This window comes from Bradyrhizobium lablabi, assembly GCF_018131005.1.
GTDB classification, from domain to species: domain Bacteria; phylum Pseudomonadota; class Alphaproteobacteria; order Rhizobiales; family Xanthobacteraceae; genus Bradyrhizobium; species Bradyrhizobium lablabi_D.
Map to the genome: position 1 here is coordinate 615,639 of NZ_JAFCJK010000002.1, position 23,191 is coordinate 638,829.

20 protein-coding genes, 2 tRNA genes and 1 pseudogene are annotated in these 23,191 nt (G+C 62.6%); 16 read left to right on the forward strand and 7 right to left on the reverse strand.

Annotation, left to right across the window (positions count from 1 at the left end; genetic code table 11):
* Positions 1-31: 31 nt before the first annotated feature.
* The 4 genes from JQ553_RS07910 (at position 32) to JQ553_RS07925 (ending at position 7,640) form a co-directional block, all read left to right on the forward strand.
* Positions 32-3,160, forward strand: coding sequence for an efflux RND transporter permease subunit (locus JQ553_RS07910; protein ID WP_212499332.1), 3,129 nt, complete (start codon positions 32-34; stop codon positions 3,158-3,160).
* Positions 3,157-6,261: an efflux RND transporter permease subunit gene (locus tag JQ553_RS07915; protein WP_212499333.1), complete on the forward strand. Its 3,105-nt coding sequence runs from the start codon at positions 3,157-3,159 to the stop codon at positions 6,259-6,261. The genes JQ553_RS07910 and JQ553_RS07915 overlap by 4 nt, the downstream gene beginning before the upstream one ends.
* 35 nt (positions 6,262-6,296) lie before the next feature.
* On the forward strand, positions 6,297-7,025 hold the full coding sequence (locus JQ553_RS07920; RefSeq protein WP_212499334.1) for a tRNA-uridine aminocarboxypropyltransferase: 729 nt from the start codon (positions 6,297-6,299) through the stop codon (positions 7,023-7,025).
* 237 nt (positions 7,026-7,262) lie between these two features.
* A complete protein-coding gene (locus JQ553_RS07925) occupies positions 7,263-7,640 on the forward strand; it encodes an NUDIX hydrolase (RefSeq protein ID WP_212499335.1) in 378 nt (125 codons plus the stop codon).
* 731 nt (positions 7,641-8,371) lie between these two features.
* On the opposite strand, the gene JQ553_RS07930 is transcribed toward JQ553_RS07925, so the two are convergent.
* From JQ553_RS07930 to JQ553_RS07940, 3 genes and pseudogenes are all read right to left on the reverse strand, one after another.
* The gene (locus tag JQ553_RS07930; RefSeq protein ID WP_212499736.1) at positions 8,372-8,563 is read right to left on the reverse strand and encodes a hypothetical protein; all 192 of its coding nucleotides are present in this window, start codon (positions 8,561-8,563) and stop codon (positions 8,372-8,374) included.
* A gap of 265 nt (positions 8,564-8,828) precedes the next feature.
* Positions 8,829-9,095 carry a hypothetical protein gene (locus JQ553_RS07935; RefSeq protein WP_212499336.1) on the reverse strand — a complete coding sequence of 89 codons (267 nt, stop codon included), beginning with the start codon at positions 9,093-9,095 and terminating at the stop codon, positions 8,829-8,831.
* A gap of 149 nt (positions 9,096-9,244) precedes the next feature.
* A pseudogene (locus JQ553_RS07940) lies at positions 9,245-9,471 on the reverse strand (hypothetical protein); the annotation flags it as partial.
* 179 nt (positions 9,472-9,650) lie between these two features.
* On the opposite strand from JQ553_RS07940, the gene JQ553_RS07945 reads away from it, so the two are divergent.
* Positions 9,651-9,724, forward strand: a tRNA-Cys gene (locus JQ553_RS07945).
* Between the two features lie 43 nt (positions 9,725-9,767).
* Here JQ553_RS07945 and JQ553_RS07950 read toward each other — a convergent pair.
* Both JQ553_RS07950 and JQ553_RS34340 read right to left on the reverse strand, forming a co-directional pair.
* On the reverse strand, positions 9,768-9,950 hold the full coding sequence (locus JQ553_RS07950) for a hypothetical protein (RefSeq protein WP_212499337.1): 183 nt from the start codon (positions 9,948-9,950) through the stop codon (positions 9,768-9,770).
* 334 nt (positions 9,951-10,284) lie between these two features.
* Positions 10,285-10,548 carry a hypothetical protein gene (locus tag JQ553_RS34340; protein ID WP_249144026.1) on the reverse strand — a complete coding sequence of 88 codons (264 nt, stop codon included), beginning with the start codon at positions 10,546-10,548 and terminating at the stop codon, positions 10,285-10,287.
* 25 nt (positions 10,549-10,573) lie between these two features.
* Between JQ553_RS34340 and JQ553_RS34345 the strand changes: the two genes are divergently transcribed.
* The 8 genes from JQ553_RS34345 to JQ553_RS07990 all read left to right on the forward strand — a co-directional run bounded on the left by JQ553_RS34345 (position 10,574) and on the right by JQ553_RS07990 (position 18,403).
* The gene (locus tag JQ553_RS34345; protein WP_249144027.1) at positions 10,574-10,975 is read left to right on the forward strand and encodes a hypothetical protein; all 402 of its coding nucleotides are present in this window, start codon (positions 10,574-10,576) and stop codon (positions 10,973-10,975) included.
* A tRNA-Asn gene (locus tag JQ553_RS07960) sits at positions 10,955-11,029 on the forward strand. The genes JQ553_RS34345 and JQ553_RS07960 overlap by 21 nt, the downstream gene beginning before the upstream one ends.
* A gap of 121 nt (positions 11,030-11,150) precedes the next feature.
* Positions 11,151-11,330: a hypothetical protein gene (locus JQ553_RS07965; protein ID WP_212499339.1), complete on the forward strand. Its 180-nt coding sequence runs from the start codon at positions 11,151-11,153 to the stop codon at positions 11,328-11,330.
* Positions 11,331-11,485: 155 nt separating this feature from the next.
* Complete coding sequence (locus tag JQ553_RS07970; protein ID WP_212499340.1) at positions 11,486-12,151, forward strand: protein-L-isoaspartate O-methyltransferase; 666 nt, start codon at positions 11,486-11,488, stop codon at positions 12,149-12,151.
* A gap of 227 nt (positions 12,152-12,378) precedes the next feature.
* Positions 12,379-13,752, forward strand: coding sequence for a TolC family outer membrane protein (locus tag JQ553_RS07975; protein WP_212499341.1), 1,374 nt, complete (start codon positions 12,379-12,381; stop codon positions 13,750-13,752).
* 491 nt (positions 13,753-14,243) lie between these two features.
* Positions 14,244-15,008: a PopZ family protein gene (locus JQ553_RS07980; protein WP_212499342.1), complete on the forward strand. Its 765-nt coding sequence runs from the start codon at positions 14,244-14,246 to the stop codon at positions 15,006-15,008.
* A gap of 131 nt (positions 15,009-15,139) precedes the next feature.
* Positions 15,140-18,001, forward strand: coding sequence for a valine--tRNA ligase (locus JQ553_RS07985; RefSeq protein ID WP_212499343.1), 2,862 nt, complete (start codon positions 15,140-15,142; stop codon positions 17,999-18,001).
* Between the two features lie 15 nt (positions 18,002-18,016).
* Positions 18,017-18,403 carry a VOC family protein gene (locus tag JQ553_RS07990; RefSeq protein WP_212499344.1) on the forward strand — a complete coding sequence of 129 codons (387 nt, stop codon included), beginning with the start codon at positions 18,017-18,019 and terminating at the stop codon, positions 18,401-18,403.
* Here the strand turns inward: JQ553_RS07990 and JQ553_RS07995 are convergent.
* Positions 18,400-19,011, reverse strand: a complete 612-nt coding sequence (locus tag JQ553_RS07995; protein ID WP_212499345.1) for a DNA-3-methyladenine glycosylase — start codon at positions 19,009-19,011, stop codon at positions 18,400-18,402. The two genes, JQ553_RS07990 and JQ553_RS07995, sit on opposite strands and share 4 nt — an antisense overlap.
* Positions 19,012-19,147: 136 nt before the next feature.
* On the opposite strand from JQ553_RS07995, the gene lipA reads away from it, so the two are divergent.
* From lipA to JQ553_RS08010, 3 genes are all read left to right on the forward strand, one after another.
* Complete coding sequence (lipA, locus tag JQ553_RS08000) at positions 19,148-20,107, forward strand: lipoyl synthase (protein ID WP_212499346.1); 960 nt, start codon at positions 19,148-19,150, stop codon at positions 20,105-20,107.
* A gap of 83 nt (positions 20,108-20,190) precedes the next feature.
* Positions 20,191-20,661, forward strand: a complete 471-nt coding sequence (locus tag JQ553_RS08005; protein WP_249144028.1) for a DNA topology modulation protein — start codon at positions 20,191-20,193, stop codon at positions 20,659-20,661.
* On the forward strand, positions 20,661-21,122 hold the full coding sequence (locus JQ553_RS08010; protein ID WP_212499348.1) for a type II toxin-antitoxin system RatA family toxin: 462 nt from the start codon (positions 20,661-20,663) through the stop codon (positions 21,120-21,122). Before JQ553_RS08005 ends, JQ553_RS08010 begins: the two co-directional genes overlap by 1 nt.
* 276 nt (positions 21,123-21,398) lie before the next feature.
* Here JQ553_RS08010 and JQ553_RS08015 read toward each other — a convergent pair whose 3' ends face one another.
* Positions 21,399-23,000, reverse strand: a complete 1,602-nt coding sequence (locus JQ553_RS08015; RefSeq protein WP_312015099.1) for an arylsulfatase — start codon at positions 22,998-23,000, stop codon at positions 21,399-21,401.
* Positions 23,001-23,191 lie beyond the last annotated feature (191 nt).

Sequence of the window (23,191 nt, forward strand, 5' to 3'; positions counted from 1 at the left end):
CCCGTAATGACTTCGCAGCGAGCACGCAGCCATGGGCGTCTCTGAACCGTTTATCCGCCGGCCGATCGCGACATCGCTGCTCGGGATTGCGCTTTTGATCGGCGGCGCGCTTGGCTATTGGGCGCTGCCAGTTTCGGCGCTGCCGCAGGTCGACTTCCCGACCGTGCAGGTGACGACGCAGTTGCCCGGCGCGAGCCCCGACGTGGTCGCCTCGCTGATCACGGCGCCGCTCGAGCGGCAGCTTGGCCAGATCCCGTCGCTGTCGTCGATGAACTCGACGAGCTCGTTCGGCGTCAGCCAGATCTCGCTGCAGTTCGATCTCAACCGCGACATCGATGGCGCGACCCAGGACGTCCAGGCCGCAATCAATGCCGCTGCCGGCATCCTGCCGAAGACGCTGCCGTATCCGCCCGTCTACGCCAAGGTGAACCCGGCGGACGCGCCGGTGATGACGCTCGCGCTGACCTCCGAGACGATCTCGCTGCGGGCGATGAGCGATCTCGCCGACACCATTCTAGGACAGCGACTGAGCCAGATTTCCGGCGTCGGCCGGGTCTCGATCCTCGGCGGATTGAAGCCGGCGGTGCGGGTGCAGGCGGACCTTGCGCGGCTCGCCGCCTATGGCATCGCCATGGAGGACCTGCGCAACGCGATCGCGGGCGCCAATGTGTCCGGACCGAAGGGCTCGCTCGACGGCGCGCAGCAGTCCTACACCATCGCGGCCAACGATCAGATCGCCGCGGCCGATGCCTACAGGCCGATCATCATTGCCTATCGTAACGGCTCGCCGGTGACGATCGGAGACGTCGCAGTCATCGTCGATGGCCTGGAGAACGACCGCACCGGCGGTTGGTACCAGGGCACGCCGGCGGTCATAATCGATATCCAGCGCCAGCCGGGCGCCAATGTCATCGAGGTGGTCCGCCAGATCCGCGCCGAAATTCCGCGCCTGCAGCGGTCGATCCCGGCCGGCGTCAACCTCACTGTCGTCTCCGACCGCACCGTGACGATCCGTGCGTCGGTCCGTGACGTGCAGTTCACGCTGATGCTCAGCGTGGTGCTGGTGACGCTGGTGGTGCTGCTGTTCCTGCGGTCGCTCCGCGCGACCCTGATCGCGGGCGTCGCGCTGCCGCTCTCGCTGATCACAAGCTTCGGCATCATGTACTTTGCCGGCTTCAGCCTCGACAATCTGTCGCTGATGGCGCTCACCATCGGAACCGGCTTCGTCGTCGACGACGCCATCGTCATGATCGAGAACATCGTCCGCCATATGGAGGAAGGCGAAACGGTGATGGAGGCGTCGCTCAGGGGCGCCAGCGAAATTGGCTTTACCGTGATCTCGCTGACGGTGTCACTGATCGCCGTGTTCATTCCGCTGTTGTTCATGTCCGGCCTGGTCGGCCGCATGTTCCGCGAGTTCGCGCTGACCCTGACGATCGCGGTCGTGACGTCCGCCATCGTCTCGCTGACGCTGACGCCGATGATGTGCTCACGGCTGCTCAAGAACGTCCATGAGGAGATCGCGATTCCGGGGCTTGCCGCGGTGAACCGATTCATCGACGGCATGGTGGCGTTCTACCACCGAACGCTGCTCTGGGTGCTGCAGCGCCAGCGCGCCACTTTGCTGGTAACGCTCGCGACGATTGCGGCGACGCTGGTCTTGTACGTGATTGCGCCCAAGGGTTTTCTGCCGCTGCAGGACACCTCGTCGATCACGGCGGTGACCGAGGCCGGCCCCGACGTCTCGTTCGCGGAGATGCAGCGGCGCCAGGCCGCGGTCTCCGACATCATCAAGGCTGACCCCGACGTGGTCGGCGTCGTCTCGGTGATCGGCTCCGGCTCGGTCAACCCGACCACGAATGTCGGGCGGCTCGTCATGACGCTGAAGCCGCTCGACGAGCGGCGCGACGGAGTGGCGGCGGTGATCGAGCGGCTCAAGCGGAAGGTGGCGTCGATTCCCGGCATGACCATCTACTTCCAGCCGGTGCAGGACGTGCAGATCTCGACCCAGTCGAGCCGTTCGCAGTACCAGTACACCCTGACCGGCACCGACGCCGCCGAGGTGTCGAAATGGGCGCAGAAACTCGTCGGGGAATTGCGGCGCGATCCGATCTTCCGCGACGTCTCGTCGGAAGCGCAGGAAGGCGGACTGCGTGCGGCGCTAGACGTCAACCGGCAGCGCGCAGGTCAACTCAGCGTCAGCCTGCAGGGCGTTACGGACACGCTGAACGACGCCTTCGCGCAGCGGCAGATATCGACGATCTACGGTCAGGCCAACCAGTACCGCGTGGTGCTCGAGGCCTTGCCGATGTATCAGCGCGACCCGTCGATCCTGGACAAGCTCTATTTGCCCGGCGCGAATGGCGCGCAGGTGCCGCTGTCGGCGGTCGCGACGCTGACCCGGACCACGGCCCCGCTTGCGATCTCGCACCAGGCGCAATTCCCCGCGGTTTCGCTCAGCTTCAACCTCGCGCCGGGCGAAGCGCTCGGCGACGCGGTCGAGGCGGTGAAGACGATCGAGACGCGGATCGGCATGCCCGGCAGCATTGTCGGTATCTATTCCGGCGACGCCGCCGAATTCGCAAGGTCGCTTGCGGGACAGCCCTGGCTGATCCTGGCCGCGATCATCACGATCTACATCGTGCTCGGCGTGCTCTATGAGAGCTACATCCATCCGATCACCATCCTTTCGACACTGCCCTCGGCCGGCGTCGGCGCGATCCTCGCGCTGATGCTGTGCGGGCAGGACCTTTCGGTGATCGGCCTGATCGGCATCATCCTGTTGATGGGCATCGTCAAGAAGAACGCGATCATGATGATCGACTTCGCGCTGGAAGCGGAGCGGCATCAGGGCATGTCGTCCTATGATGCGATTGTGCAGGCCTGTCTGTTGCGTTTCCGTCCGATTATGATGACGACGCTGGCGGCGTTGTTCGGCGCGTTGCCGCTCGCGATCGAAAGCGGCACTGGCGCCGAGCTGCGCTTTCCGCTTGGCATTTCCATCATCGGCGGCCTCCTGCTCAGCCAGTTGCTGACCCTTTACACGACGCCAGTCATCTATCTCGCGCTCGACCGGCTGAACCGGCGGATCGAGAGGGCGGTGCCGGAGGCAGGTCCTCACGGTCCGCCGGTTGCCGGCGCGACCGAGGGCATGCAGTGATGTCGATCTCGGAACCGTTCATCCGCAGGCCGGTCGGCACCACGCTGCTTGCGATCGGACTGTTCCTGCTCGGGATCGTCGCCTACCAGTTCCTGCCGGTCTCCTCCGTTCCCAATGTCGACTTCCCGATGATCCGCGTGTCGGCGACGCGGCCCGGCGCCGATCCGTCGGTGATGGCCGCAACCGTTGCCGCGCCCCTGGAGCGGAAGCTCGGCACGATTTCCGGGGTCGACCAGATCACCTCGACGAGTTCGCTCGGCACCACCAGTATCCAGGTGCAATTCTCGATCGGCCGCGACATCGACCGCGCCGCGCGCGACGTGCAGGCCGCGATCAACGCCTCGCTGGTCGACCTGCCGAGCGACCTGCCGTCGCTGCCCAAGTTCCGCAAGGCCAATCCGGCGGCAGCCCCGGTGTTTGTGCTGGCGCTGACCTCGAAGACGATCTCGACCAGCGCGATGTACGACGTCGCCGACACCGTGCTGGCGCAACGCCTCTCGCAGGTGCCCGGGGTGGGCGAAGTCACCGTCAGCGGCGCCGACCAGCCCGCGGTGCGCATCGCGCTCAACCCGGTCTCGCTCGCCAATGCCGGGATTTCGACCGACGACGTCCGCCTTGCGATCGTCAACGCCAATCCGCTCGGACCGGTCGGCATCTTCAACGGCGACCGCCAGAGCGAGACGCTCTCGATCAACAAGCAGATGCGCACCGCGGCCGAGTTCCGCGACATCATGATCAAGAGCTCGAACGGCAATTTCGTGCGGCTGGCCGATGTCGCCGAGGTCGAGGAGTCGGTCCGCAACGCGCGCTCGATCGCCTGGTTCAACAAGCAGCCGGCGGTGCTGATCCAGATCACCAAGCAGGGCGACGCCAACGTCATCGACACCGTCGACCGGATTCGCGCGCTGTTGCCCGAGGTCAAGGAATGGATCCCGGCCGGCGTCGAGATTTCCACCCTGGTCGACCGCACCGGCACGATCCGCGCCAGCGTGCAGGACATGCAGCTCACGCTGCTTGCAACCGTCGTGCTGGTGATGGTCGTCGTCTTCGTGTTCCTGCGCCGGGTCGTGCCGACGATCGCGGCCGGCGTCTCGGTGCCGCTGGCGCTGGCGGGCACCTGCGCCGGAATGTGGCTCGCCGGCTTCTCGATCGACAACCTGTCGCTGATGGCGCTCGCGATCTCGGTCGGCTTCGTGGTCGACGACGCCATCGTCATGATCGAGAACATGTACCGCAATCTCGAGCAGGGCATGGCGCCGTATCCGGCGGCGCTCGAGGGCGCCAGGCAGATCGGCTTCACCGTGCTGTCGATCTCGCTGTCGCTGATCGCGGCGTTCACGCCGCTGATCTTCATGGACGGGATCGTCGGCCGCCTGCTGCGCGAATTCTCGCTGACGCTGACCTTCGCGATCGTGGTCTCGACCCTGGTGTCGCTGACGGTCACGCCGATGATCTGCGCGCATTACATCCGCGAGGCGACCTCGGATCATGCGACCTGGTATGACCGCGCCATCGAGGGCACGCTGTCGCGGATCGTGGCGTTCTATGCCTGGACGCTGCGGGTCGTGCTCGGCTATCCCTTGCTGACGCTGCTGGTGTTCTTTGCCACGATCGCGCTGACCGTCACACTCTACATCAAGACGCCGAAGGGCTATTTCCCGACCGACGACAGCGGCTTTGTGATCGGCGCGACGCGCGCCTCTGCCGACATCTCGTTCCAGGCGATGCTCTCACTGCAACAGCAGCTCGCCGACATCGTGATGGCGGACACGGCGGTCGCCGGCATCGGCTCGTCGCTCGGCGGCGCCGGCGGACCCGGTGGCGGCACCTCCAACCGCGGCACCATGTTTATCAGCCTCAAACCGCCGGAGGAGCGGGGAGGCATGTCGACAACGCAGGTGATCGACCGCCTGCGCCGCAATCTCTCCATGGTGCCGGGCATCCGCCTGTTCATGTTCGCTGCGCAGGACATTCGCACCGGCGGCCGGCAGAGCGATTCCGACTACCAGTACACGCTGTCCTCGACCGACCTCGACCTGTTGCAGAAATGGGCGCCGATCGTCGCCAAGCGGATGGAGACGGTCGAGGGGATCACCGATATTTCCTCCGACCGCGACCCCGGCGGCCTGCAGCTCAATCTGGCGATTGACCGCAAGATCGCCTCGAGCCTCGGCGTTCGCGTGCAGGATATCGACAATGCGCTGAACAACGCGTTTGCGCAGCGTCAGATCTCGATCATCTATACCCAGCGCAACCAGTACTGGGTGGTGCTGGAGATCGATCCGAAATTCCAAAACGACCCGTCGAACCTGGAGCGCATCTACGTGGCCGGCGCGAATGACATGCAGATCCCGCTGTCAGCGCTCGTGCACTATGAGCGCGGCCTGTCGCCGCTAGCGGTCTATCATTCGCAGGCCTTCCCCTCGACGACGGTCTCGTTCAACCTGCTGCCCGGCGTGCCGCTGGAGGTCGCAACGTCGAACATCCAGCAGGCGGTCAACGAGCTGCACATGCCCGAAGGCATTCGCGGCAGCTTCGACGGCAATGCCGGCGACTTCAGCAAGACCAGTGGGCGGCAGCCGCTGCTGATCCTGGGCGCGCTGGTGGCGATGTATATCGTGCTCGGCGTGCTCTACGAGAGCCTTGCGCATCCGATCACCATCATCTCGACGCTGCCGTCGGCCGGCCTCGGGGCGCTGCTCGCACTACAGGTGACCAACACGCCGCTGACCGTGATCGCCTTTGTCGGCATCATCCTTCTGATCGGCATCGTCAAGAAGAACGGCATCATGATGGTCGACTTCGCGCTGGAGGCCGAGCGTCAGCAGGGATTGTCGTCGCGGGATGCGATCTTCGAAGCCTGCCGCGCCCGCTTCCGGCCGATCCTGATGACCACGATGGCCGCGCTGTTCGCCGGCATCCCGCTGGTGATCGCAACGGGCCCCGGCACCGAGCTGCGCCGGCCGCTCGGCATCACCATCATCGGCGGTCTGTTCGTGTCGCAGATCCTGACCCTCTACACGACGCCCGTGATCTATCTCCTGATCGACCGCCTGCGGCAGCGCCGTGCACCCTCGGTGGCGCACGCGCCAGCCGAATAGGTTGAATTGCGCTCATCCGGGCGTATAGCGGAGGGATGTCCGAACCAGCCAACGCCGAAACCGCTGCTGCCGTGACGCTCGCGGAGTGCCCGCATTGCGGCAAGGCGCTGCCGCTTTGCATCTGCGACAGCGTCATGCCGATTGAAAGCCGCATCCAGCTCCTGATCCTGCAGCATCCCCAGGAGCAGGACAGGGCGCTCGGCACCGCGCGCTTGACGGCGCGGCATTTCAAGGACGCAGTCGTCAGGATCGGGCTCTCATGGCCAAGTCTCTCGAAGGCACTCGGCCGGCCAGTGGCAGATCCGTCGCGATGGGCCGTGCTCTATCTCGGCTCGGCCAAGGTCGAGGATTTCGATACCGAGGCCGAGATCGTCGCGATCAACCGCAAAGGCGAGCTGGAGCCGGGCCAGCGGGGCATCCTCGCCGACATCGAAGGCATCGTGCTGCTTGACGGCACCTGGAGCCAGGCCAAGGCGCTGTGGTGGCGCAACGCCTGGATGCTGAAGTGCCAGCGCGTGATTCTCGGGCCGAAGCAGCCGTCACGCTACGGTCCGCTGCGCCAGGAACCGCGGCGAGACGGCCTGTCCACCATCGAGGCGGCGGCACTGCTGCTCGCGGCGCTGGAGCGTCGCCCGGAGATCGCTGAAACGCTAATTGGAAGCTTTGAGCGGATGTTGGCGCGGTTTCGTGAAGTTCAAGCCAAGATGCCCGAATTGGCGCCGAAACCAAAGAAACGGGATTTCCGCAGGCGACGGCGACGGTAAGCGTCCTGTTTGGCCTGCCTACCCCGGACAGGCGCACTGTTCGAGGCACGGGCCTCAATCAATCGGCCAACCGATACGATCCGCGCGGAACTCACCTGCTTTCGTCGACTGTTCCCTGGTGAAAGCGGGTGGTCCGCATTGCCCTTTTCAACCGCGCTTCGTAGCCTCGCAATGAAACGCGCGCACGTTTGGTGCAAGCTGAGCCAGATACTTTGTTGATTCGTGAGGTGCTGCCCGGTGGCCAAGTCATCGAAGCTTGTTGCCGCAAGAAATGGCAAGGTCCTGTTGGTCCGACGTCGGTCCGACCGGTTGTGGATGTTTCCAGGAGGTCGCAGACGTCCCCGGGAGACGGAGAAAGATTGCCTGCGCCGGGAGATCAAGGAGGAGCTTCCAAAGCTCAGGCTGGGCCGCCTCCAATTGTGGAAAGAGGTGAAGGCGAGGAAAAAGCGATCGAGCGGGCGAATGAGCGACGCGATCTTTATCGCCAAGAAGGCCAAGGGTCGCCTCGCAATCGGGGACAAGAACGAAATCGATCGCGCTGCCTGGCACAAGCCACGAGGAATCAAACTGACTCCTACATCGCGCTACATCCGCGATCGGCTTTTTCCCAAGTGACTAACTGAACAACCCTCTAGAATTGATCTGGGGGCGTGGCGCGGGAACAGAGCGGGTGCAGCGATTTCGGAAAATGCAAGGGCAATGGAGTTTTGAAAATTTGCGGGAGGAAAGCGAAGGCCGCTTGCCCAAGGCCCCAAAGGAGCTGGGGCTTTTCTACGCAAACAGGTCCTTGCCTGGGTCCGCATTATCTTCACACCCGCCCAGTCTTCGGGCCATTCAGCTGGGTTCAGGTAGGAACTACTGCTGCGCAATTGAGTTTGACGATGGTCTCGCTGGGTGGAAGCTCCGATGGAATCGTCGCTCGTTAGCATGATGCTGGCCGTGGTGTTCGTAGGCATTCTGCTCGTCGCCGGGCAGATATTTCGCGCTCAACTGCCGGAGCGAGACAGACCGCTTTTTGTTGCGACCGGTTATTATGCCGGTAAGACGGGGCCAAGCGTGGCGGGACATCGGACGGGCTCTTGGCGCTAAAGCGCGATGAGATCAGGATGAATCATCATCGCGCCTTAGCTTGTTGTTTGCGCATGAACTCCGCGCAAACGCTACGCGTTTGTCGCGAGGGAAAACCGCTGCACACTTTTCCGGGGCATGCTTGAGGCCTCGCGCAGTGAGAACGCCCACCAAGGCGGCCCTGCTACATAAACAGAACAATGAGAGCGATGGCGATAGGAGACAGGCAGAGCGCCGCGATGCTAGCTCGATAAAGCAGGTTGCTCATGGTGATCCGCTTACTTTGGCGGTTGCGGACCCGGAAAGGTCAGCCACGTGTGGATGTGAGAGGCGGCTTCGAACTGGCGGAGCTTGCGCTCCAGCACGTCGCGCTCTCGACCGGGTTGGAGGTTTTCAAATGCCACTTCGACGCGGGTCTTCTCCGCGTCCAGATTCTCATCAAACGTGTGGGGCTCTGAGCGTCGTCTCATGGCGCTCTCCTTCCCTGCTAGAGTGGGCGGGAGCGCAATGAGGCGTTCTCATCACCGATAGTTGCCGGTTATTTGCGGTGATCGTATTCAACATGCTTGAGCATGTCTGGTTCCTGACGCAATTCAATCGCAATCAGAAAACCACGGAAGTTATCCCGCCCCAAATGGAAGGCACAAGAACCCGGCGCGTGAGGGAGCATGCACGCCGGGAAAGGGTCACTAGTTCCTCAACGAGGTGCAACGAATTCCAGACGGCACAACGTTGCTATTTCCTGGGGCTTGTACCCGTAGTCGACTGGTTGCTGTCCTTATTCGGCTGGCCGGGAGGATGGGCAGCAGCACCCGGCTTTTCCTGATCCGCCACAAGTCCGGACTCGCCGGAGTTGCGGGTCTTGATTCCTTTATCGGCCTCCTGCCGCACCTTTTGATCAGGCTGCATTTGCTGGCTCGGCGCCGTGGATTGCTGCGCCTGCACCGGCACGGCGGTTGTGGCTCCGAACGCTACCGCGATGACGAGAATTGAGCTTCGCATGGGATATTCCTTTTTTGTCACCACCGCACAAACGCACGAAGCACGGAAGGTTTCCTGTCGATCCGGTCATGCTAGTCCGGCACGTTGTTCACTCGCGGCAAGATGAGGGGCGGGCAGCGAGCGCAAACAATTGCGCGGGGTTCTCGGGATCAGCGTTCTCCGGGCCACCACACCGAAGGCGGGTTGGCGGCAGATATCTTGTTGGTGCGCATCGCGACGAGATGACTACGTCTGAAGGGAAAGCCGCTGGCGCGAGTGCAATCGTTGCAGCGCATGTAGCGCTCGAGCTTGTGGATCGGCGTCATTTCGGCCGGCATACGATATCCAGCTCCACCGTCTGATGAGTCTCACAGACAGGGCATTTCACTTCGAGGTACCGGTGGTGAGGGCGGTCACGGGATGGAGCAAAGCCAGTCCCGTGCCTGCTCGCGAGAACGGAGCGGGCACACGAGTTTCAGAAATGGCACGGTTTGGGAGTTTCAGAATTCGGTCGAGATTTGGTGCGAGAATGGTTGCCTAAGTGCTTGAGGCTCTATATTGATCCGCCCTCGTTGGGGCCACGTGGCGGAGTGGTGACGCAACGGTCTGCAAAACCGTGTACACCGGTTCAATTCCGGTCGTGGCCTCCACTCATCCCATCAATGACTTGCGCGCGGAACGTGAGAAGCCGTCTCAGGAGGCGGCGTACCAGCCTTCCGGGAACGGAATCAGCGGCCAAGGCGCGGGATTGTCATTGGCAGCGCGGGGCAGCGGCTGGGTACGAGGCGAGGGCTGGGCCAAGAAATCCTCCTCGGAAATGGGCGCGACTGCCGTTCGCACGGCGTCCAATAGAATGTCGAAATCGACTTCGCTCATCGCGCTCTCCACGTTCGAGAGCCACGGTCGCAAAACTGTCTTGGATCAGGATTGAGCGAATTGTTCGAATTTTAGCAAAAGGACACTCGCACCCGCTCTTGGTTAATTAATTACTGCCTCGAAGCTTAGGTTCGGCGCACCGGACCATGTGTGAGAGAAATCACATTCTGCAAAAATCAGCTCGCGCAATTCCCGACCAAGCCGCATCCGGCAGGCGGTACAGCAATTTTATGGAGACGCAAACATGATGGCAAGCATCGTCTGATTGTCCGTGATCGCATGCTGCGCCCGCCGGGCGAGCACTTTTGGGCTACTCCTACCACTGTTTCTCCCGTCAAATCACCGTCGCCAGGCTGCGCGGCAGCATCGACTTGAACAGCGCGAGCGCGCGCCGCGCCTGGTTCGGCGGCACCGTGATGGCGTGACGCACGGCGGCGCCGATCAGCGTCATCGTTAGGTCCGCGAACGTGCCGAGGGCGGCAGCGGGCGCGATCCGCCGGACGGCGTCGGACAACAGGCCTGACAGGATTATCATGTCCTCTGCATCAAGGGTCCGGAGCGCGCGGTCGGCCTGCTTTGCCTGCCAGATGTCGCGCATGAACATCTCGTAGTAGCTGTCGACGATGCGGCAAAGGGCAGGGTGCAGGTCGCTGCTTGCCGGCCTGTATTTCGCGTTCTCGACGTTCATCACGACCTCGCTCGGCCGCATCGAGCAGGCGGCCGGCATCTCCGCGATGAACGCGATCAATGTCGACATCCTGCGCTCGCTGTTCATGCCGTTCTTTCTTGGTACGACGCTGGCTTGTGCGGTCCGCTCCGTGCTCGGTTGCCTGCGATGGCAGGAGCCGGGCGCAATCGTGATGGTCTGCGGCGGCCTCTTTTATGTCGTCGGCTTGTTCGCCGTCCGCTCCGGTCAAAGTTGCGCGTCGGCCGCCATTTGGTTCTTTGCAAGCCGGGAAGGCTTTGTTATACGCTGGCGGCTCGCGAACGGATGTTTCGCCTATTCCTCGGTAGCTCAGCGGTAGAGCATTCGACTGTTAATCGAATGGTCGCTGGTTCGAATCCAGCCCGGGGAGCCAGTTTCGACTCCATCACGACATTCCCGACTGCCCGATCCGAAGCCTGTGCCGGCTGCCGCCAAAACGACTCAATCGCTTCGGAAACTTCACGCCGCCGGTTTTTGTCGAGGGGTGATTGCTCATGTCTCGTGTTCAGACCGATGCGTCGGCCACGGAGCCGACCCTTGTTCCTAGCGATATTCCGACCATGAGCGACGACGAGTGCCTGCGCCGTCTGGCGAAGGCCGTCGAGGCTCACGATTCAGAACATCTCGACGAGGTCGCGTTGCTGATCGGGCGCCTGGCGGTCACCATCGAATAAACGTTACGCTCGGGCGACCGGCATTCTGGCCTCGCGTAAGATGGCAACGTGGCGCAGCCGCGATCGGCATGTTGCGTTTTGGTGGAGCTTGTTCCAAAAGGTGGCCCGTTCCAGTCCTTTGCCGCGGCGACACCGCGCTACTTCAGGGTTCCGCCATGTACGGTTTTTCGACCGCGCGCCAGAATATGGTCGATAATCAGGTGCGTCCGAGTGACGTCACCGATACGCGAATCCTCGATGCGATGCTGGCGGTTCCCCGCGAGGCTTTCGTGCCGGCAGCCAAGCAAGCCTTGGCCTACCTCGACCTCGACCTGGACGTTGCGGAACCTGGCTCGGTCAAGCGATACCTGATCAAGCCGGCGGTGCTTGCCAAGATGCTGCAGGCGGCCGAGATCGGGGCGACCGACCGCGTGCTGGTCGTAGGGTGCGCCACGGGCTACGCCGCGGCTGTGGTCGCACGATTCGCCGCGCAAGTCTTCGCGACGGAAAGCGATTCGGCGCTCGCGGCCAAAGCGGGTGCGACACTGGCGGAACTCGGCGTGCAGAATGCGAGTGTGACAGTTGCAGCAGCGGCCGATGGCGATGCCGCGAATGCGCCGTTCGACGTCATTCTGCTCGATGGCGCCACCGGGATATTGCCGACCGGCCTCTATGCTCAGCTCAAGGAGGGGGGCCGGCTGGTCGGCGTGTTCGCAGTGACCCAGCCGCCGCGCGCCAGTCTGGTGACCCATTCCCACGGGGATTTCGGGCACCGCGAACTGTTCGACGCCGCGGCCCCGGTTCTGCCCGGATTGGAACGCCGTCCTGCCTTCGTCTTCTAGCTATTAACCTTCTGGATACTCCCGCACCTCGGCGGCCTGATAAAATCCCGTTCTGAATCAGAAGTGTGGCCCGTTTGCGCCACGTGAAGAGTTTCCGTCGCGTACCGTTGCGGGGTGGTTCCGTTAAGCCCGCCTGCAGACTAAAGTGAGGTGGGACTCACTTCGTCTGAGGCAACGCCGGCGCGTGTTCCTTATGCCCGGCGAATACAAAGGATGGATTGTTGGGGATGCGAGGGGTGAAGGGAATCGCCGCAGCAGCAGCTGCGGGCCTTCTGTTGGCTGAGCTGGGCCCGATGCCTGCCCTGGCCGATACGATCGAGGCCGCATTGGTGCGAGCCTACCAAAACAATCCCCAGCTCAACGCCCAGCGCGCGTTTGTCCGATCCACCGACGAAAACGTGCCGCAGGCGCTGTCAGGCTACCGTCCGAGGGTCGCGCTGACGGCGAGCGCTGGTTATCAATATATCGACACCGACATTGCGGCCGGCGGGCACGGCACCACCGTGCCACGGGCCGCCGGTCTCACCGTCAACCAGTCATTGTTCAACGCGCAGACCCCGAACCGGGTGCGCGCAGCCGAAAGCCAAGTATCCTCGGCGCGGGAAGGATTGCGAATACTCGACCAGGGCGTGCTGCTGTCGGCCGCCACGATCTACATGGACTATCTGCGGGACGCGGCGATCGTCGAGGTTCAGCGCAGCAACACGCGCGTGCTCGAGCAGACCCTGAAGCAGACCCGTGACCGTTTTAATGTCGGCGAGGTGACGCGCACCGACGTCGCGCAATCCGAGGCGCAGCTCGCGGCCGGCAAGACCCAGCAGCTCACCGCGGAATCCAACCTCAACACCACGCGGTCGAATTTCCGTCGCATCATCGGCAACGAGCCGGAAAATCTTGCGCCCGGCTCGCCGGTCGATCGGTTTCTGCCGGCGACACTCGCCGCCGCCGTGGAACTCAGCCTGATCGAGAATCCGAACGTCACCGCCGCGATGTTTGGTGTCGACGTCAACTTCCTGCAGGTCAAGGTCAACGAAGGCGCGCTGTTCCCGTCGGTCAATCTACAGGCGAGTGTGAACCAGTCCTACGAGCAGACGTTGCAAATATCCCGTTCATTCAACGCGGGAGCAGCCGTTCAGCTGTCGGTGCCGATCTATCAGGCCGGCGCGGACTACTCGCTGATCCGGCAGTCGAAGGAAACGCTCGCGCAGCAGCGTCTCGTTCTGGAACAGACGCGAGACCAGGCCCGCGCCAACGTCGTCACTGCCTGGGGTCAGTTGGTGGCCGGCAAGGCACAGGTGTCGTCCGCACAGGCCCAGGTGACGGCTTCCGAGATCGCGCTGAACGGCGTGCGCGAGGAGGCCAAGGCTGGCCAGCGCACCACGCTCGACGTGCTCAACGCGCAGCAGGCACTCGTCAACGCACGCAACGCGCTGGTGATCGCGCAGCACGACCGCGTCGTCGCTTCCTATTCCGTGCTGAATTCGATCGGCCGGCTGTCGCCGCAAGTGCTCAACCTGCGGACCGCGACCTATGATCCGAGCGTGCATTACCATCAGATCCGCGACAGCTGGATTGGTGTCCGCACACCCGATGGCCGCTAAGCCGCGATGAACTCGGGATCAACCTGTGTATGCTCTGTCCGGAAAGGCGCGACACGCCTTTCCGGATCCTGCTCTAACCGCCACACCCCCGTCGTTCGGCTCGACAATAGCATTTTCGGTTCTGATTGAATCGGAGCCGATGCTCTAGATTCTTGTTTCACGCGGTTTCGTTACGGGACCAGCATCCACTTCCCTCGAAAGCGCTATTGTCTGTGATTCGGAGCCGTTCAGGATCACCGACAAGGCGCGTTTGCTTGCAAGGGATAGTTGCTCTGACATACCGTTACCTCTGGCAACAAAGCGATTCGCGACGAGTCCGATGGCTTGGCGCGGCGCCTTGTATCATGGGGCGACAGGAGCCTGCGCGATGCTTCGCGCGGGCCTGATCTGGGGACAAGTCGGGTGCGAGCGATGAAAATCGCGGCCTGCATTTTCGGAACCAGCAAATCCCGTGATGCTTGGTGTAAAACGGTTTCGATGTGGAGTCGGCGATGACGCAACCTGCGAAGGTCCAAGAGCCCTCGATGGAGGAGATTCTGGCGTCGATCCGTCGCATCATAGCCGACGACGAGGCGAAGCCGGCCGCCGGGGAGAAGCCTCCGGCGATTGCGGAGAAGCCTCCGGCCGCGGCGGCGCCACCACCACCACCGAAGGTCGAGCCGTCACCCGCCAAGTCCGCCGCGAAGGACGCGCCGCCGCCAGCAAAGGCGGCAGCGGCGCCCGCGCCGAAGCCTGCTGCCCCGCCGGCGACCATACCAGCTCCGAGCAACAGCCAGGACGACATTGATTCCCTGCTCGCCAGTCTGGATGAAGCTACGCCCGCGGCCGAAGTCAGGCCTCCGCAGCCCGACGGCGACGTGTTCGAGCTTACCGATGACATGGCCCTGCCGGATCCGGCGCTTGAGCAAGCGGACGCAGCGCCAGCGTCGCCGTTCCAGAGGGTCGAACCGGACGACGACGTCGAGTTTGCGGAATCGACGGCTACCAAGACGTTCAACCGGCAGCCGGCCTATGAGCCCCCGCCGATCGAGCCCGCGCCAGCCCAGCCGATCATTTCCGGGACAACCATGCGGGCGGTGGAGTCCGCGTTCAATTCACTGGCCAGCACGGTCCTCAGCAACAACGCGCGGACGCTGGAGGATTTGGTCAGGGAGATGCTGCGTCCGATGCTGAAAACCTGGCTCGACGACAATCTGCCGGGGTTGGTGGAACGCATCGTGAAGGCCGAGATCGAGCGGGTTTCCCGCGGGCGATAGCCGGCGACGGACCCGGAGCCCTCATTCAGCCACCCAAAGATGCCCGAATCGCCGTCACGGTGCGCCGGTCCGGTTGACTTGGTGCGCCGGGGCGGCTTTCTACCCGTTTCCATGTCCCATGTTGCAGCGCCATGATCGAGAAAAACTACCAGTTCACCGATATCGAGGGCCGGATGTCTCGCATCTGGGAGGAGAGCGGTGCGTTCAAGGCCGGCCGGCCGGAGCGGAAGGACGCCGCGCCGTTCAGCATCGTGATTCCGCCGCCGAATGTGACGGGCTCGCTGCATATGGGCCACGCCCTGAACAACACGCTACAGGACATCCTGTGCCGCTTCGAGCGGATGCGCGGCCGCGACGTGCTGTGGCAGCCCGGCACCGATCACGCAGGCATCGCCACCCAGATGGTGGTCGAGCGGCAGTTGATGGAGCGGCAGGAGCCGAGCCGCCGCGACATGGGCCGCGCCAAATTCCTCGAACGCGTCTGGCAGTGGAAATCCGAGAGCGGCGGCACGATCGTCAACCAGTTGAAGCGCCTCGGCGCGTCCTGCGACTGGTCGCGCGAGCGCTTCACAATGGACGAGGGCCTGTCGCGCGCTGTCGTAAAAGTGTTCGTCGAACTGCATCGCCAGGGGCTGATCTACAAGGACAAGCGGCTGGTCAATTGGGACCCGAAGCTGCTCACTGCGATCTCCGACCTCGAAGTGCAGCAAGTCGAGGTCAAGGGCAGCCTGTGGTACCTGCGCTATCCGATCGAGGGCAAGACGTTCAGCCCCGATGATCCGAAGTCGTTCATCGTGGTCGCGACGACGCGGCCCGAGACCATGCTCGGCGACACCGCGGTCGCCGTGCATCCTGACGATGAGCGCTACGCCGACCTGGTCGGCAAGCATGTCATCCTGCCACTGGTCGGCCGCAAGATTCAGATCGTCGCCGACGACTATTCCGATCCCGAGAAGGGATCCGGCGCGGTCAAGGTGACGCCGGCGCATGACTTCAACGACTTCGAAATCGGCAAGCGTCACGGCCTGGCGCAGATCAACGTGTTCGACCAGGAGGGCTGCTTGAACCTGGTCGGCAACGAGGACTATCTGCGCGGCCTGCCAGAGGGCGCGTCGGAGTTCGCCGAGGAGTTCCATCACGTCGAACGCTTCGCCGCGCGCAAGCGGATCGTGACGCGGCTCGAGGAATTTGGTTTCCTCGAGAGGATCGAGCCGAACACCCACGTGGTGCCGCATGGCGACCGTTCCGGCGTCGTCATCGAGCCCTATCTGACCGACCAGTGGTATGTCGACGCCAAGACGCTCGCGCAACCGGCGATATCGGCCGTGCGCTCTGGCGAAACCACCTTCGTGCCGAAGAACTGGGAAAAGACCTATTACGAATGGATGGAAAACATCCAGCCCTGGTGCATCTCGCGCCAGCTCTGGTGGGGTCACCAGATTCCGGCATGGTACGGCCCTGACGGCAAGGCGTTCGTCGCCGAGACCGAGGAAGAGGCGGTCGGCAATGCGCTCGGCTATTACGTCGAGCAGGAGGTCATCACAGAAGAGCAGGGCCGAGAGATGGCGGAGGATCCCGCCAAGCGCGAGGGCTTCATCACCCGCGACGAGGATGTGCTCGACACCTGGTTCTCATCAGCGCTGTGGCCGTTCTCCACGCTTGGTTGGCCGGATGACGCGCCGGAGGTGGAGCGTTACTACCCGACCAACACGCTGGTCACCGGTTTCGACATCATCTTCTTCTGGGTCGCACGGATGATGATGATGGGGCTTCACGTCATGAAGGAGGCGCCGTTCTCGACAGTCTACATCCACGCCCTCGTTCGTGACGAGAAGGGCGCCAAGATGTCGAAGTCGAAGGGCAATGTCATCGATCCCCTGCACCTGATCGACAAATACGGTGCCGACGCGCTGCGCTTCACGCTATCGGCGATGGCCGCGCAAGGCCGCGACATCAAGCTCGCCGAGAGCCGGGTCGAAGGCTATCGCAGCTTCGCGACCAAGCTGTGGAACGCTTGCCGCTTCGCCGAGATGAACGGTGCCGCGCTGGCTGGCGGTTTCGAGCCCGAGAAGGCAAAGGAAACGCTGAACCGCTGGATCCTGCACGAGACGGCCCTGGCGTCACGCGAGGTCACCGAGGCGATCGAGGCGTACCGTTTCAACGACGCGGCGAATGCGATCTACCGCTTCGTCTGGAATGTCTATTGCGACTGGTACGTCGAACTCACAAAGCCGCTGCTGATGGGTGAGGACGGGCCCGCGAAGACCGAGACGCGCGCCATGATCGCATGGGTGCGAGACGAAATCCTCAAGCTCCTGCATCCGTTCATGCCCTTTGTCACCGAGGAGTTGTGGGCGGTGACCGCGAAGCGAGACCGGTTGCTCGCGCTCACCGACTGGCCGCGGAAGGCCACCCTGACGCCCGAGCAGCTCGCGATGTCGATGGCGACCCCGAATGATGCGCTGATCCCGCCGGTCCTGTTCGTGCCGGATGCAGTCGAGTTCAGCGATCCCGCGGCGGAAGCCGAGATCGGCTGGTTGGTCGACCTCGTCACGGCGGTGCGGTCGGTGAAGGCGGAGATGAACATCCCGCCATCCACACTGACGCCGCTGACAATCGTCGGCGCTTCGGCCGAAACGAAGGACCGCGCTCCACGCTGGAGCGATGTGATCAAGCGGATGGCGCGACTCTCGGAAATCTCCTTCGCCGACGTGCCACCGGAGGGTGCGGTGCAACTCCTCGTGCGCGGCGAAGTGGTCGCGCTGCCTCTGAAGGGAGTGATCGATCTCGCGGCGGAACGCGCTCGGCTGGAGAAAGAAGCGGCCAAGGCCGATGCCGACATCAAACGCGTCGACGCAAAGCTCTCCAACGAAAAATTCGTCGCCAACGCGCCGGAAGAGATCGTCGAGGAAGAGAAGGAAAAGCGCGAGGCGGCGGTCGCCCGCAAGGCCAAGATCGCCGAGGCGCTCGTACGGTTGAAGCAGGCATCATAACGGGCGGTTGCGGCGATGCTGGATCATGTTTCCATCACTGTCTCCGACATCGCCGCCGCCGAACGTTTCTACGACGCGATCATGAAAACGCTCGATGTGGTCAAGGTCGGGCGTCGCGACGATTGGCTTGGCTATGGCGAACGCGCGCGGGCGGCATATCCGGACCGCGTTTATCTCACGATCCGCAAGGGCCCGAAGCCGGAGGAGGCGCTTGGCCGTCACTGGTGCTTCAAGGCGAAGTGGCGCACCCAGGTTGATGCATTCTGGGATGCCGGGATCGCCGCCGGCGGCGCCGATGACGGCGCGCCGGGCCTGCGGGGCCACCACGCCTCCTACTATTCAGCATTCCTGCGAGACCCCGACGGCAACCGGATCGAAGCTGTCTGCCACCACGCTGTTTAATCCGCAAAGCGCTTGCTGAGGAATTTCGACCCCTTCACGCCATAGCGCCAGGGCAGGTCGACGGCCTTGGTGATGCCGATCCGCACGCCGATGGAGATGTCGGGCGCCTCGGTTCGCGCGTAGAGCGCGATCGGCGGGCGGTCGAGCGGCAGCTCGCTGTGTGCCATGCTGATGCCGAGCGCCTCGCAGAGCTTGCCCGGACCGGAACATAACGCGTGCACGTCATCCAGCTCGCGCCGCCGGCGCATCGCTGCGATCCCATGTGTCGGTTCCAAGGCGCGCAGCAGCACAGCGCTGGCCGAGCCCGCCTCCTCGCACACGAAGTTGACGCACCAGTGGATGCCGTAGGAGCGGTACACGTAACTGAATCCCGGGGGGCCAAACATGATCTGGTTGCGCGGGGTCGGTCCGCGAAATGAATGAGCGGCCGGATCGGTGTGATGATAGGCCTCGACCTCGACGATGATGCCGCCGACGCCATCGACCAGAAACGTGGCACCGATCAGGTCGGGCGCGACCTCGTGCACGCTGCGGTCAAAGAATGAGCGTTTCAGCGGCTTGCCGAGTCGCGGCGTCGCAGCGGCAGTCGATCTGGAGTTTTGAGCCATTTTGGGTGAGAATCAGAGCGGAAGTGGCGGGTAGGGTGCCCATATCTTGCACAGTCTGCTAGGGTCACGGGAGCCCGGGTTGCAGGCTTCGCCAACACGGATTAGCTAAGCTCTCTCGCGACCTTCCAGGCGGTCCATGGTCACCATCGTCGACACCATCTCAAACACGCCAGTTCGCCCGCGTCACCCCGAAAAGGTGAACCGGCCGGACGCCGTGTCGCCGCCGAAGCCGGACTGGATCCGCGTCCGTGCTCCGAACACGCGCGGCTATGCCGATACTCGCAAGATCGTGAAGGAAAACGGCCTTGTCACTGTGTGCGAGGAAGCGGGCTGTCCGAATATCGGCGAGTGCTGGGACAAGAAGCACGCGACCTTCATGATCATGGGGGACACCTGTACGCGCGCTTGCGCGTTCTGCAACGTCAAGACCGGCATGCCCGGTGCGCTCGAGGCCAGCGAGCCGGACTATGTCGCCGAAGCGACTTTCAAGCTCGGGCTGACCCATATCGTCGTCACGTCCGTCGACCGCGATGATCTCGCCGACGGAGGAGCCGAGCATTTTGCGCAAACGATCCGCGCCATTCGCGCCCGCTGCCCGACCACCACGATCGAGATCCTGACGCCGGACTTCCTGCGCAAGGATGGTGCGCTGGAGCGGGTGGTTGCGGCCAAGCCCGACGTGTTCAACCACAATCTGGAAACCGTTCCGTCGCGCTATCTAACGGTTCGACCGGGCGCGCGATACTTCCATTCGGTCCGGCTGCTGCAACGGGTCAAGGAGATGGACCCGACCATATTCACCAAGTCCGGCATCATGGTCGGCCTTGGCGAGGAGCGGCACGAGGTGCTGCAGGTGATGGACGATCTGCGCTCGGCCGACGTCGACTTCCTCACCATCGGTCAATATCTGCAGCCGACGCGCAAGCATCATGCCGTGATGCGCTATGTGACACCGGATGAATTTGCGGGCTACGAGCGCGTCGCCTACACCAAGGGTTTTTTGATGGTATCGGCGAGCCCTCTGACCCGCTCGTCGCACCACGCCGGCGAGGATTTTGCCAGATTGCAGGCGGCACGGGCTGCGCTGGCTCGCTAGCTTCGGATCGCACGATGCGACGCATTCTTGTGATGGGATCGTCAGGGTCCGGCAAGTCGACCTTTGCTCGGCGGCTGTCCGACATGACGGGCATTCCGTTCGTCTCGCTCGACGCGCTGTATTGGAAGCCCGGCTGGGTGGCCTCTGACAACTCCGAGTTCGAGCATCGCGTGGCCGAGGCCGCGCGGCAACCAAGGTGGGTCATGGACGGCAACTATACGAGGTCTGGCGCAGGCGAATTGCGGCGCCAGGCCAGTGACACCGTGATCTGGTTCGACCTGCCGCGATCCACCTGCATGTTCGGCATCATGATGCGGATTGCCAAAAGCTACGGCCGGGTCCGGCCCGAGATGGCCGAGGGCTGTCCCGAGAAGATCGACCTTGAATTCTTCCGTTACGTCTGGACCTACCGCCGGCGGCAGCGGCCGAAGCTGCTGGACTTTTTTGAGGGATTGCGCCCGGAGCAGTCGCTCGTCTGCTTTACCGATCGGTTCCAGGCGAATGATTATCTGGAGGACCTCGCGCTCGAGCGAAACCGTGCGAGTATCCACTGATGCCGAGATTTTCCAGCAAACGGCGGGCTCGCCACTCCGCATCGCAAATGTTCGATCTGGTCGCCGACGTCGAGCGCTATCCGGAATTTGTCCCGCTATGCCAGTCGCTGAAGGTCCGCCAGCGCACGCCAAAGGACGACGGCACCGAGGTCGTGGTGGCCGACATGACCGTGTCGTTCAAGCTGGTGCGGGAATCCTTCACAACCAAGGTCACGCTCGACCGGCCCAACCTGAAGATCCTCGTCGAATATCTGCGCGGCCCGTTCAGCAACCTCGAGACCCGCTGGACGTTTGAACCCAGGTCCGAGACCGAATGCGATGTCGGCTTCTTCCTGTCGTATGAGTTCAAGAGCCGCATGCTCGGCCTGCTCATGGGCTCGATGTTCGACGCTGCGTTTTCGCGTTTTGCTGCCGCCTTCGAGAAGCGGGCGGATCTTGTTTACGGGAAGACCGCGTCTTAGGTCTATTTGGCAAAACCCGAGCCTTTTTGCAGATTTGCACGAAGACTTGGCGGTGTGGGCAAACTAAATCTTGAACCTTTGCCGGATTACACAATCAACCATGCGGTGGCTTGGCTTCGCGTCAAAAAGGCAAAACACTCGGACCGAGCATATGTCTTCCGCTTTACCCTCGAACTCGGGCATCGCTCGATGCATTCGTTTTCAGCCAGCCAGGGCCAGTAGCCGACATTGTCGAACTGGGACGGCGGCGACACCGCCCCAGCTCTTATTTCAGTCTTAGTTCTTACCGGGGTTTCCGACCGAGATTTTGTCCATCACATCACTGACCGTAAAGCTCGCGGCCTTGGCGCGCGGCGCAAACTCTTTGAAGCTTTCGATGTATCTCGCGACGATGGCCTGTGCCGGTACCTGAATGAAGACGTGCCGCGCCATCCAATCTCCGTAGTACATGCTGGTAGGACCACGCTCGAAGGGATCGGCACGCAGGTCGTACAACATTGGCGCGCGGAGTTTGGTGAATTGACCTTGCCAGACACCAACTGGGTTTTTTGGGCTGACCTCGGTGTGCTGTTCCATGAAGGCGATCTTCCACCGACTGACGCGCAGCGCCATAAGGTCGCCGTCGTCGCTCCAGTAGAGGAACTCCTTGCGAGGTGACTCTTTCACCTCGCCCTTGAGAAACGGCAAGAGATTGAAGCCGTCGAAGTGAACCTTGAACGTCTTGCCGTTCAGTGTGGTGCCCTTCTTCGTCCGCTCGACGAGATCAGCGTCGCCGCTCGCCGCCGCAAAGGTCGGGATGAAGTCCTCGTGCGCGCAGATGTCGTTTACAACAGTGCCGGGCTGGATGACGCCCGGCCAACGGATCAAGCAAGGCACGCGGAAACCGCCTTCCCAGTTGGTCGCCTTCTCGCCCTTGAACGGCGTCGTACCACCATCAGGCCAGGTGAAAACCTCCGCGCCGTTGTCGGTGGTGTAAACCACGATGGTATTGTTGGCGACGCCAAGATCATCGACCAGCTTTAGCAATTCACCGACGTGGCCGTCATGCTCTGCCATGCCATCGGGATAGAGGCCGAGGCCCGTTTTGCCCTCAGACTCCTTTTTTAGATGTGTGAATATGTGCATTCGGGTCGAGTTGAAGTAGCAGAACCATGGCTTGTTGGCGCGATGCTGGCGGTTGATGAAATCCTTCGCAGAGGCAAGGAATTCCGTGTCGATCGTCTCCATCCGCTTGGTGGTCAACGGGCCAGTGTTTTCGATTTTGCCATCGGCGTAGGAGTGCAACACGCCGCGCGGGCCGAAGCGTTTGCGAAACTCTGGATCTTTGGGATAATCGGCGTTTTCCGGCTCCTCTTCGGCATTGAGGTGATAGAGATTGCCAAAGAACTCGTCGAAGCCATGCGCTGTCGGCAGGTGTTCGTCGCGATCGCCGAGATGGTTCTTGCCGAACTGACCGGTGGCATAGCCGTAGGTTTTCAGTACATCGGCAACACTGGGGTCGAGCGGACCGAGGCCAAGCTCGGCGCCCGGCAAGCCGACCTTCGTCAGCCCGGTACGGATCGGCGTCTGGCCTGTGATGAAGGCGGCGCGGCCCGCGGTGCAGCTCTGTTGACCGTACCAGTCGGTGAAGACCGCACCTTCCCTGCCGATACGGTCGATGTTGGGCGTGCGATAACCCATGACCCCCATGTTGTAGGCGCTGACATTGAACCAGCCGATATCGTCGCCCATGATGAAGAGGATGTTCGGCTTGCTGCCCATACCTTCAGCCGGCGATGCTGATGGTGCCGCCTTCTGTGCCTGCGCCAGAGCCGATGACGTCAGCGTAGCGGCAGCCACTAACGAGGATGTGCCAAGCAGCACGTTCCTTCGGTTCACATTCCCACTTTCGTTTTGATCCTCTTTTATACTCACTGCACCCTCCTTTGCGGTCGAATGGAGACACGCCAAGACAGCTTATTGAGCGATGTGCAGCAGACCAATGGTCAACGTGCGTGACCTATTGTCAGAGGGACTGGAGACCTCGACCCCAGGGTTAAGTGTGTCGCCTCGGCCTCGCGCGCGCACAT